7 protein-coding genes are annotated in these 12617 nt (G+C 61.0%); 3 read left to right on the top strand and 4 right to left on the bottom strand.

Annotated elements, in window-relative coordinates:
• From AB8B20_RS32895 to AB8B20_RS32885, 3 genes are all read left to right on the top strand, one after another.
• Positions 1-257 (top strand): zinc-binding dehydrogenase (locus AB8B20_RS32895; protein ID WP_441253341.1); only part of this gene is annotated, 257 nt, incomplete at its 5' end.
• Positions 258-501: 244 nt separating this feature from the next.
• Positions 502-2826: a PAS domain-containing sensor histidine kinase gene (locus AB8B20_RS32890; RefSeq protein ID WP_093758955.1), complete on the top strand. Its 2325-nt coding sequence runs from the start codon at positions 502-504 to the stop codon at positions 2824-2826.
• Between the two features lie 363 nt (positions 2827-3189).
• Positions 3190-4158 (top strand): Bug family tripartite tricarboxylate transporter substrate binding protein, encoded by a 969-nt coding sequence (locus AB8B20_RS32885; RefSeq protein WP_439071216.1) that lies wholly within the window; start codon positions 3190-3192, stop codon positions 4156-4158.
• A 124-nt stretch (positions 4159-4282) separates the two neighbouring features.
• Here AB8B20_RS32885 and AB8B20_RS32880 read toward each other — a convergent pair whose 3' ends face one another.
• The 4 genes from AB8B20_RS32880 to AB8B20_RS32865 form a co-directional block, all read right to left on the bottom strand.
• On the bottom strand, positions 4283-6544 hold the full coding sequence (locus AB8B20_RS32880) for a TonB-dependent receptor (protein WP_439071215.1): 2262 nt from the start codon (positions 6542-6544) through the stop codon (positions 4283-4285).
• A 277-nt stretch (positions 6545-6821) separates the two neighbouring features.
• Positions 6822-7832, bottom strand: coding sequence for a Vgb family protein (locus AB8B20_RS32875; protein ID WP_439071214.1), 1011 nt, complete (start codon positions 7830-7832; stop codon positions 6822-6824).
• A gap of 249 nt (positions 7833-8081) precedes the next feature.
• Positions 8082-11045 carry a bifunctional [glutamine synthetase] adenylyltransferase/[glutamine synthetase]-adenylyl-L-tyrosine phosphorylase gene (locus tag AB8B20_RS32870; protein WP_439071213.1) on the bottom strand — a complete coding sequence of 988 codons (2964 nt, stop codon included), beginning with the start codon at positions 11043-11045 and terminating at the stop codon, positions 8082-8084.
• The gene (locus AB8B20_RS32865; protein ID WP_093758959.1) at positions 11042-12502 is read right to left on the bottom strand and encodes a sensor histidine kinase; all 1461 of its coding nucleotides are present in this window, start codon (positions 12500-12502) and stop codon (positions 11042-11044) included. Before AB8B20_RS32865 ends, AB8B20_RS32870 begins: the two co-directional genes overlap by 4 nt.
• Positions 12503-12617 lie beyond the last annotated feature (115 nt).

Raw genomic sequence — 12617 nt, 5'->3', positions numbered from 1 at the left:
GCGGCACGCATGGCGATTTCAATTTCGATCTCCATGCCGCACGCCGCATCAACTATATCGGCGTGACGTTCCGCACGAGGTCACTGCAGGAGATTCGCGACATCTTCAGCGCGGTGCGTGCGGACATCTGGCCCGCCGTCGAAGCGGGCCAACTGAAACTGCCGATCGACAAGGTCTACACATTCGACAACATCGGAACGGCGTTCGACCACATGGAAGCAAACAAGCATCTCGGCAAGATCGTGGTCACGTTGTAACGCGCGTTCTGCGAGTCATTGATTTCAACGCCGCGCGTGATTCTCATGCGCGGCGTTCCTGTTTCGGACTCATGCAAGTACCGAACAGTGATGAAATTCTCCGGTGGATACGATTTATTTCACGTTAACGTTTCGTTGACTCTCGACAGCCCTGGCAAAGTGGATTCTTATTGGTCTTGCGATTCGAAGTGGCGGGGCGGTTGTTTCGAGCGACGCAGGCGAGATTCTTCGAGGGGGCTTAGGTATGGCGCGTGCGCATGCGGACAACGCATGCGTCCAATCCGATTCGATCAAAGGATTGGCGCAGTCTATCGCGAAACCGGCCTATCACAGGCTGCTGATCGCAGAGCCGGCACTTCGCCGGGCCGTCCCTACACTTATCATCGCTTTTCTCATTACGATCTTCTTCGGCGCCTTCGTGCAGGTGGTCGATCAGAGCCGGCAGAAGCAGGCATCGATGAAGCGCGATCTCGCAGCGCTCGCCGATCTGCTCGCCGAGCGTCTCGAACGCAACGGCACCATCCGTCAGGATCGTTCTGCTGCCGTCGAGCGCCTGCAGAGCCTGCTGCCCAGTTTGATTCCATCCTGGGGGATCGCGGGGGGACGCCACGTCATCGTGCTGGGTGCCGATCAGAGCATTCTCGCGCGTGTGCCGATCGACCTGCCACCGGGCGACGCCAATCGCATCCTCGACGTCCTCAGCGCAACGCAGACCATGGCTGCGCAGGGTCAACGCACCGACGTTGTCGATGTGAAGCTGCCCGACAACAGCCATGCATTGGCCACCCGTCGCATCGTCAAGGCGCTGCCGGGTCAGGTGGTCGTCATTCAGGAGAATAACGAGCCGATCTGGCGCTCGGACTCCGCGCTGTCGATCACGCTCTCGGCCACCACCGGCTTCGTGGTGCTGATCCTCGGCTTCGCCTTCCACTGGCAATCGACCCGTGCCCGCGAGGGCGACGCGATCAACGACGCCGTACGCGGCCGCATCGACACCGCCCTCAATCGCGGCCGCTGCGGATTGTGGGACTGGGATCTGTCGCGCGGCCGCATCTTCTGGTCGCAGTCGATGTTCACCATGCTGGGCCTCGACAGCCGCAGCGACCTGCTGACCTTCGGCGAAGTCAACGCGCTGGTACAATCCGACGACATCAACCTGTTCGAGATCGCCGATCAATTGATTTCGTTCAAGATTGATCACATCGACCAGACCTTCCGCATGCAGCACAGCAACGGCCACTGGATCTGGCTGCAATTGCGCTGCGAACTCGCGCAGGGCCAGAACGATGGCAGCCAGCACCTGATCGGCATCGCCATCGACGTCACCGAACAGAAGAGCCTCGCCGAGAAGACCGTCGAGGCCGACGTCCGGCTGCGCGACGCCATCGAGACCATTCCCGAAGCCTTCGTGCTATGGGACGCGGAAGATCGCCTAGTGCTCTGCAACTCGCATTTCCAGCGCCTGCATAAGCTGCCGGACTCGGCGGTGTCGCCGGGAACGTCCTACGAGACCGTGCTCGAAGTCGGCAGCATGCCCGAGGTCCGCTCGCGTCTCGCGGAATCCGGCGCTGCAGCCCCTGGCGCCCGGACCTTCGAAGCGCAGATCGAGGACGGCAGCTGGCTGCATATCAGCGAGCGCCGCACCAAGGACGGCGGCTATGTTTCCGTCGGAACCGACATCACCCGCATCAAGGAGCACGAGCACAAGCTGGTCGACAACGATCTGCGCCTTCGCGCCAGCGTCATCGATCTCAAGCACTCCCAGGCTGCGCTGGAGAAACAGGCGCTCGAACTTGCGGACCTCGCGCAGAAATACTCCGACGAGAAGAACCGCGCCGAGGAAGCCAACCAGACCAAGTCGAAATTCCTGGCCAATATGAGCCACGAACTGCGCACGCCGCTGAATGCCATTATCGGCTTCTCGGAAATCATGGGCAGCGGCATGTTCGGCAATCTCGGCTCCGACAAATATGCCGAATACTGCCACGACATTCTCACCAGCGGTCACTACCTGCTCGAAGTCATCAATGACATTCTCGATATGTCGAAGATTGAGGCAGGTCGCATGCAGCTGGACCTTGAGCCGCTCGATCTCGGACAGACGCTATCCGAAGCGCTGCGTGTCGTCTCCGGCCGCGCCGACGACAAGAATCTGACACTCAGCGCCGACATCGCGGCTGATGCACCGGTGGTGGCCGACCGCCGCGCCATCAAGCAGATCCTGGTCAATCTGCTCTCGAATGCCGTGAAGTTCACACCCGATGGCGGCCGTGTCACCGTGCGCAGCCGCGTGCTGCGCGACTCCGTCGCACTGATGATCGCCGATAGTGGTATCGGCATCGCCCCGCAGTCGCTGAAGCGTCTGGGACGCCCGTTCGAACAGGTCGAGAGCCAGCTCGCCAAGACCTATCACGGCTCGGGCCTCGGCCTGGCTATCGCCAAATCGCTGACCAACCTGCATGGCGGATCGATGAAGCTGCGCTCCAAGCTCGGCACCGGCACCGTGGTCTGCGTCACCATCCCGCTCCGCGGCAGACACAGGCCAGCGGAAATCTCCGAGGCCGCCTAGGCGTCGATTGCTTACCGCTGACCCGGCCGAGCCAACTCCCATGGCATGACACTCAAGCGTCAAATGGCCGCTTGGGAGGCCCCCGCCCGCACCTATACTAAAGGTTGCAGGTCGCTATATTGGCGCGTCGATACGGGCGGTCTGGACTGGGACCGCTGTTCTTTCTCGTGTGACCTATCAATTTTCAAAGCCACCATCTGCGAAGTATTTGCCAACAAGACTGTAGCGGCTGCTGATTGAAGGGAATTCCTGAACTCACGAACCACACTGCTCTTCAGCGCATGGAGGAGCCGTCCAGACAAGAGCGACACGGAGATTGTCGCCTGTTCAATAAACAAAAGCATTCCAGTGGAGGAAACGACGATGAAACTGAGCCATCTCGCCGCGGCGGCATTCTGTCTGACAGTGCCGGGCATGGCAGTCGCGCAAGACTATCCCTCAAAATCCGTCACGGTGATCGTGCCTTTCACCGCCGGCGGAGCAAGCGATACGACAGCGCGCATGACCACGCAAAAGATGCAGGAAAGCTTCGGGCAGTCCTTCATCATCGAGAACAAACCCGGCGCCAACGGCTCCATCGGCGCAACGCAACTCGCTCGCTCAAAGCCGGATGGCTACACACTGATGGTGGGCTCGATCGGAGTCATCGCGATCAATCCGGTGCTTTACAAGGACCCAGGCTATCACCCGCTCCAGAATTTCGATCTGCTGAGTGTCGCTGTGCGCAATCCCAACGTGCTGATCACGCGCCCCGATTTCCCGGCCAATACCGTCCAGGAACTCATCGACTATCTTAAGAAGAATCCCGACAAGGTCACGTTCGCCTCATCGGGCGTGGGCTCGTCCGACCATCTGACGGCCGTGTTGTTCTGGCAGAAGACGGGGACCACCGGTATCCATACGCCCTACAAGGGCGGCTCGCAGGCTCATACGGACCTGATGGGCGGACATGTCGACGTCTCCTTCCAGAATCTCGGCGCAGTCGCAAACTACATCCGAGGCGGCAAGATGAAAATTCTGGCCGTTACCAGTGACACGCGCTCCGATTCATTCCCGCAGACGCCGACCATGAAGGAAGTCGGCGTCGACGATCTCAATATCTATTCGTGGCAGGCCTTCGTCGCGCCCAAGGGCCTTCCGGCCGATGTGAAGACCAAGCTCGAAACATCGATCACCACCGCCCTCACCTCGCCCGATCTCAAGAAGCGGCTGACCGATAGCGGCTTCGAGGTCGTCGCCAATACGAGCGCGGAATTTCAGAGCTTCCTGGAAAAAGAACTCGCCCGCTGGAAGACGGTCGTCGAGATCGGCAAGGTCAAGCCGGAGCAGTAGGAACTGCGATACACGTCTCTCAAGCAGCGCAGAGTCTGGTTCAAGCGGATCAGTGTTCGAAGACAGTCCCGGGCGCGGCGCGTGTCATCACGATACACCGCGTCCGGGACGCACTTCGCCAAGCCTAGAAGTTGAAGGTCGTCGAGACGAGATAGGTGCGCGGCGCGCCAAGGATTACGTATCCATCATTGGTCGCTGCCTGCCAGTAGTTGCTGTCGAGCAGATTCTCGACCGAGAATCTGATCACCACAGGCTTGCTGTTCCAGGGTGAGGCAAACGTATAGCGAGCCCCCGCGTCATAACGTGTCCAGCTCGCACCGGAGACCTTGTTCGCCTGATCCGTAAAATATCCGCCCGTATGGATCGCGCGGCCGGTCACCGTCAGCCCGCGCAGGAACGGCACATCCCATTCGCCGCCAAGATTGAACTGCGTGTCAGGAACGTTGAAGGTACGCAAACCATCATATGCCCCTCTCTCCGTCTTCTCCTGTCGTGCGTCGAGGAACATCACACCGCCGAGCAGGCGCAGCCCCTCGGTCACCTCACCGAAAGCGTTGATTTCAACGCCGCGGTTCCGGCTTTCGCCTCCCTGCGATACGGTATTGGTCGGACGATCAACAATCTGGAATGGGCGCATGATGTCGAAGGCGCTCACCGTGGTCGTGATCCTTCCCCAGTCGATCTTGACGCCCATCTCATGCTGCGTCGACCGGTATGGCGACAGCACCTGTCCGGCATTGGCAAAGCTCTCGCCGACAATCGAGCCTGTTTCCAGCGCCTCGATATAGTTGGCATAGACCGAGACATTCTCCAGCGGCTTGATGACGAGCGCATAGGCTGGTGTCGTCGCCGATGCATCGTAACCGCCGGTCCTCGTTCCCGTGCCCATGGCGAACGATTCCGAATCCACATATTGGTGCCTGACACCGACGGTGAGCTGGATCCGGTTGTTCCAGATCGACATGGTATCGGCAACACCGAAACTGGACTGGTCCGTGCCGGAAGTTTTGCGAGGCGCGCCGACGTCCACGTTCGGGAAGGGACTTTGACGCGGATTGTACAGGTTCGACCTGAACAGCGCTCCCGAGACGTTGAGAATACCCGTCTCGGCTTCCGCTGTCGCTACGTTGAAATTGATGGAGTGGTTGATCGGCCCGGTGTCGACATTCGCGCGGAAGCCCGCCTGGGCCGCCGTCCGCTCGTGCTTCTGGTTGTTACGCCTCGGCGTCCCGTTGAAGTTGCCGTTCAGACTGTCCATCCGGATATCGGAATAAAGATATCGCGTGTTGCTGGTGCCGATACCTGCCTGGGCATAGGCCGTGAGATTCTCGGTGATATCCACTTCACCCTGGACGAGCGCGTAACGCGATTCCGAATTCCAGAAGCCCCAGTTCGGCATGTAGTTCGCGCGAGCGTCCGGCGCTGCTGGTAGTGCCGTGAGATTGCCGAGATCGACGAAGCGCGTCATCGCGGTGGCATTGTTGTTCTCGTAGCCGATATCGGCTGAGAGGCGCACCCGCTCGCCGCGATAGTCTAGCCCGACAAACGCATTGCCGACTTCCTGGTTCTGATTGGCAAGTTCCGTGGCACCGTCCTTGTAGCTGCCATTGAAGCGAACGCCGAATTCCTTGAACTCGCCGAATCTCTGGCCGACATCCAGTTGCGTGCCAAATTGCGACCGCGACGAATAGGTGTTCGTGATCTGCGCAAGCGGCACGTCGCCCGCCCGCTTGGTCACCAGATTGACGCTGCCGCCGACGCCGCCACCGCCGGGCGGCATGCCATTCAGCAGGGCTGACGGCCCCTTCAGAACTTCCACGCGTTCGATGGCTGACAGCGACGAGAGCGAGAACGCCGACGCGATACCGTAAAGTCCGTTCAGCCCGTAAGCCGTGCTGGACACGCTGAAGCCGCGAATATTCAATTGATCAAAACCGCTGAGACGCGGCACGGTGACACGCACCGACGGATCGTTCGCGAACACGTCGTCGAGCTTACGCGCCTGCTGATCCTGAATCGTCTGCGCCGTGTAGCTCGTCTGGTTGAACGGCGTATCCATTACGCCGCGATTACCGAGCAAACCAACCTGGCTGCCGGATGCGACCTGCCCGCCGGCATAAGCCGCCGGCAGCGAGCCGATCATGCCAGTCGGGGGCGTCGTCGGTGTGCGACGCTCCACCGGCCGCGGCGTCGCACGCGGCGTGACTGCGGCATTTCGGCGCGGCGCGACACGACGGACCGCACGCGGCGTCGGCGCATGCACTTCAACGGCGGGCAGCGCTTGCGAGGTCTGCGCAACAACCGTTGCGTCGGCATCAAGCAATAACGCGAATGCGCTCACGGCAGCCAAAAGGGTTTTCTTGCGAAGTGTAGTTCTGCGCGTCATTGAATCAGTCGCCCCAAAAAACTTCGTCGACTTCTGTCGACTAACTCAATGGGGCCTACAGGATGACATGGTGCGGTCACAATGCGGCGCATCTAGATTCTATCTAATGCTTCACGCCGCTTCATACGCGGAATGCCGCATGCAACTCGCTACCGCGCGCATGCGATTTGACACAGACGATGAATTCTGCAGGACTTCATTTTACTCTGGAACCCTGCAGACTGTCAGCTTGGATAGCAGCGCGCTCGCGCGCCCTTGCGGCGCGCTATCACGATCATCACTGACGCTTCGCCGTGATGTCAACGTGTCCGACCTGATTGGCCTGAGACGTGAACCAGACCACGCCGTTCGGCCCTTTCGTCATGCCGAAGGGCTGTGCGTTCTCCGTCTTGAGATCGAAGAACGAAACTTCACCTGTCGGCGTGATGCGGCCGATCTTGTGAGATTTGAAAGCGCTGAACCAGACATTGCCATCGGCTCCCGCGGCTATACCAATGGGGCGCGTCTCTGCCGGCAATGGAAATTCCTTGATCTCCCCAGCCATAGAAATTCTGCCGATGTGATCGGAGCCATTCATGGAAAACCAGAGATGACCATCGGGCCCGACCGTAATGTCGCGCGGGCGTGACTTCGGATTGCCGAGCGGAAATTCCGTGATCTTTCCTGTCTTGACGTCGAGTCGTCCTATCTTTCCGGCACCGCTTTCCGTGAACCACAAATTCTGATCGGGGCCTGTCACCACACCATAGGCTTCGGCATTTTCCGTCGGGATTGCGAACTCTGAAAACTCACCGGTCAGCGTCACGCGGCCGATCTTGTTCGCCGCCATTTCCGCGAACCAGATCTGGCCGTCCGGACCGACCGTAATGCCGCGCGGCCATGATCCCGTGTTGAATTTCGTGGGTGTCGTGGCCTGTGAGGGAATCGCAAATGTCCCGTTGAATTCCCCTTTGGTCGAGATCCGGCGAATGGCGTTCTCTTCGCGTGACGTGAACCAAAGATTGCCGTCAGGGCCAGAGGTGATCCCCTGAATAACTCCGACCTGATCGCCCGGAACGCGAAAGGAACTCATCTCACCGTTTGGCGTGACCCGAAAAATCTGGTGCTTGATGACTTCCGTCACCCACAAATTCCCATCAGGGCCGACAACGATCGCTTGCGGGCGCTGCCCCTCTCCGGGAAGTGACTTTTCGATCAGAGAGATTTCATCCGCCTTGGTCCCGTTCGGAGCAAATGCAGCGACCAAGGCAAAAGCAACGATAGCAGCGCGGAAGCCTAGAACCTGCATGCGGACTCCATATCGGCGGTTTCATTTCAGTGCTGATGCATGACGACATCGCCGACGCTGCGACATTCGGGCGCAGGCAGCTGCAACATCTCAAGCCGCATGTCATCGGCAAACGAGATGCGGACCTACAGGAGGTCAGGGTGCGGTCACAATGCGGCGCGTTTAGAATCTATCCAGCCGTTCACGCGAGATCATGCGCAGCCGGTCACACACAACTCGCATGCCCGCCACACAGCGCGGCAGATACGTCTATGTCCGACCTTCGACAACAGCGCGGAACACCTGCCGCACGTCGGCCTGCATATCGCGCACCCGCGCTTGCAGCGAGGAGAAGTCGGGCTCGTTGCTCACGCGTGCGAGTATGCGCAACAGATCGGTGCCTGCGGTCTCCGGCTTGAACTTGTCGCTCACGCATAGCCGCAGCACCTGCGTGAGGTCGTGATAGAGCCGCACCGCCGGCCGCAGCACATCGGCGGCGGCTGGCGGCAGAACGCCCAGCCGCGCCGCGTTCTCCAGCACCTGTTGCGTGCTGATGCTGAGGATCTCGGGCTTCTCTGCGGCATGCACCAGCTGCAGATATTGCGCGATGAATTCGATATCGACCATGCCGCCCGCGGCATGTTTCAGGTCCCAGATATCGTCTTCGCCCTTCTCCTCGGCGATGGCCTGACGCATCTCGGCAACGTCGTTGGCGATGATCGTGGTTTCACGTGGACGCGTCAGCACGTCGCGGATGACCAATTCGATCTTCTCGCGGAACGCGGGCGTCGCCGAAATCACCCGCGCGCGCGTCAGCGCCATGTGCTCCCAGGTCCAGGCCTCGGTCTCCTGATATTCAGCGAAGGAATCGATGCGCGACGCCAGCGGTCCTGCCCGGCCCGACGGGCGAAGCCGCATATCGACCTCGTAGAGCACGCCATAATTAGTGCGCGTGGTGAAGGCGCTGATCAGGCGCTGCGTCAGCCGCGCGAAATATTGCGCACCGTGCAGCGGGCGCGGTCCATCTGAGTCCGGCGCGTCGTGATCGAAGTCGTAAATCAAAATCAGATCGAGATCCGACGCCGCCGTCATCTCGCGGCTGCCGAGCTTGCCCATGGCCACGATGGCGGTCTGCTGATCCTTGATGCGGCCGTGCTGGGCGACGAACTGATCGAGCACCAGTCCATGCAGCGTATGCGCGATGCCTTCGGCGACGTCGGCGAAAGCGATGCCCGCCTGCTGCGCCGACACGGTGCCCGACAGAATGCGCGTGCCGATCAGGAACAGGCTCTCCTGCCCGAACAGCCTCAGACGATCGAGAAACTCTTCATAGGAATTGGCGTCTTCGAGGGTCGCCGCCAGCCGCGTCGACAATTCGCGCTGGTCCGGCATGGCGCCGAAGAAGCGCGGATCGATGAGCCCATCCATGATCTGCGGTTGCCGCGCCAGCATGTCACCCAGACGCGGCGCCGCGCCGAGCACGAGCGCCACCAGCGCGACGAGATCGCGGTTCTGGCTGAGCAGCGAGATCAGCCGGCCGCCGCGCTGCAACGCCTGCAGGAAGCGATCGAACGCGACGACCGCAAGATCTGGCTCCTCGGCATCGGCCAGCCCGACGATCAGCGAAGGCACGAATTCCATGAATGCCTGCCGCGTGCCCTCATATTTGAGCGCGCGATAGTCATCCGTCATCCAGTGCTGCACCGTCTCCGCCACCATGGCCGGCTTGCGGAAACCGAGCTTGGTGAAATGTTCGAGCAGTCGCTGATCCGTCGCGCCCGCTTTATAGTCGACCGCCGGAAGATGGACGTTATCGGTGGGGTCGCCCTCGAACAGGCGGCCATAATGCCCCTGCACGCAATTGAGATGCCCGAGCAAATCACTGGCGAAGGCTTCACGACTGTCATAGCCGAAGAAGCGCGCAAAGCGTTCCATGGCGCCGACGTCGTCGGGCAGCGAGTGAGTCTGTTCGTCGGCCACCATCTGCAGCCGATGCTCGACACTGCGCAGGAATTCATAGGCGAGCGTCAGTTCATTGCGCGCCTCGAAGGTGATCCAGTTGCTGGCAGCGAGAATATTCAGCGCCTCCAGCGTCGGCCGCACGCGCAATTCGGGATGGCGTCCGCCGGCAATCAACTGCTGGGTCTGGGCGAAGAACTCGATCTCGCGGATGCCACCACGCCCGACCTTGACATTGTGGCCCTCGACGGAGATTTCATTCTGCCCGCGAAACGTCTGCATCTGCCGTTTCATGTCATGGACATCGGCCAGCGCGGCGAAATCCAGATGCTTGCGCCAGACGAAAGGCGCGATCTCGGCCAGCAGCGCCTCGCCGGCCTTGAAATCGCCGGCGCAAGGAAACGCCTTGATCATTGCCGCGCGCTCCCATGTGCGCCCCTCGCGCTCATAGTAATGCAGCGCCGACGCGGTCGAGACCGCTACCGGCGTCGAGGCGGGATCGGGTCGCAGCCGCAGATCGACGCGGAACACATAGCCGTCGCCGGTGCGCTGCTGCAGCAGCCGCGACACGCCCTGCGCGATGCGCACGAAGAATGAATTCGGCTCGATATCCTCGGCCAGCGTATGCGCTTCGAGATCGAAGAAAACGATGAGGTCTATGTCGCTGGAATAGTTCAGTTCGCCGGCGCCCATCTTGCCCATCGCCAGCACAATCAGGCCGCTGCCCTGCTCCGGATTCTCGGGATCCGGCGGCAGGATGCGCTTGCGTGCCATGTCCTGGCGCAGCAGATAACGCACCGTCGTCTGGACGGAGGACACAGCGAGATCGGTCAGCGCCCGCGTGACGCGCATCACCGGCCAGACGCCACCGATATCGCACAGCGCAATCAACAAGGCCGCTTCGGATTTCATGCGTCGCAGCAGATGCATGACATCGGGATCGCCGCCGGCGGCAGCGACATTCGCCGAAGTCTCAGCGATCAGAGTGGTAAGATGGCGATCGGGATCGCAATGCAGCAGCCGCAATGCACGTGCGGCATCGGCACGGATCAGATCGAACAGATAGGGCGACGCCTCGGCAATGCCGAGCAGGATCGCCCTGGCGTGCGGAAATTGTTCGGTGATCGCACGAAACGCGGCGGCATCGTCCGGCGCGATATCGGCGAGCCATTCGCCGAAGCGCTGCTCGGCATCGGCGGGAGCGAACAGCTGCGGTCCGCTGACGAATTGCGCGGCCAGCGGGAGCTGGCCCTCGCCTGTTGCGGCTGAGGTCATGCCGACTTCTGTGGCACATTCCCCGTTTGACCCGCAAGGCCTTCGGCTGCCACTGCGGGCAGCGCCAGCGTGACCCGCAACCCTGGATGATTGTCGCCCAGCTGCAATTCACCGCCGTGCAGCGTGGCCACGGCAGATGCAAGACTGAGACCGAGGCCGGAACCGGGCAATGTGCGGCTCGCTTCCAGCCGCACGAAGCGCTCCACTGCATGTTTCCGATCGGCTTCGGGAATGCCTGGACCATGATCGGACACGCTAAGCAGCACCTGATCGCCCTCGCGCCGCGCCTCGATCACGATGTCCTTGGCAGCCGCGGCGCCCGCGCTATCGGCATTCTCGTCCGTGATCGCAGGTTTGCCATATTTGATGGCGTTTTCGACGAGATTGGCGAGCGCCTGGCTGATCAGTTCGCGATTGCCGCGCAGCGGCGCAGCCGCGGTCTTGACGGTCAGCGTAAGATCGCTGTCTTCGGCAAGCGGTTCATAGAGCTCGTGGATGCCCTCGGCCACTTCAGCAGCGTCGAAATTGTCCATATTGCCGCGCGCCTGTCCTGATTCCGCACGTGCGATCATCAGCAGCGCATTGAAGGTCCGGATCAAGCCATCGGATTCCTCGATGGTGCGTTCCAGCGCCGCGCGATATTCGGCCTCGTTGCTGGATCGCGCCAGCGCCTCCTCCGCCCGATTGCGCAGCCGCGTGAGCGGCGTCTTGAGGTCATGGGCTATATTGTCCGAGACTTCCTTCAGCCCTGTCATCAGCGCTTCAATGCGCTCCAGCATGGCATTGAGATTTTCCGCGAGCCGGTCGAGTTCGTCGCCGCTGCGTCCGACCGGCAGACGGCCGGAGAGATCACCCGCCATGATGCGCTGGGTGGTGCCGGTCATGGCGTCGATCCGCCGCAGCACGCGGCTGGCGACGAAGATGCCGCCGCCGAGTCCAAGGACAACGACGATCAACACCGACCACTTTGCGGCATCGCCGACGATGTCGAACAGGCGCCGGCGTTCTTCGAGATCATGGCCGATCAGCAGCCGGAAGCCGCTGCTCAATTGCGTCACCTTCACCAGTGCGCGATGGTTGGACGAGTCGGGATCGTCGAGCCGGCGATAGGCGGTCTCGGACCAGCCCGTGGTCGCCATCACGCCAGGCGCCAGTGAGGACACGTTGCCGGCGATGGATTGACCCGCCGGTGTCGTGATCAGATAGAGGTTGGCGCCAGGACGCAGCGCCCGGTTCTCGATGGCGCCCACGATTCCCCGCAAGCCGCGCCGCCCGAACAGATCGCTCAGCTCGGTCATTTCGTCATCGACCGTGGTCGTGATCTGATCGTTGATCAGCCGGTGTGTATTCCAGGCGAAATAGCCGAGCAGCGATGCTGCAAATAGCGCGAACAGCAGCAGATAGGCCAACGTCAACCGGAAGGCCGTCGTGCGAAACAGTTTACCGATAGCCGTCACGGGTCACGCTCGGGACGTGCGGAAATGGAAGGTTCTGGACTTCATCCCCTGTTCTAGCAGGCGCAAGCTGCAACAAACAGGGCGGGAGTATGAGATGTTGGTAATGTCGCCGGGA

Source organism: Tardiphaga sp. 866_E4_N1_4, from assembly GCF_052076075.1.
Lineage (GTDB): Bacteria > Pseudomonadota > Alphaproteobacteria > Rhizobiales > Xanthobacteraceae > Tardiphaga > Tardiphaga robiniae.
This window is presented reverse-complemented; position numbering and strand designations above follow the sequence as displayed.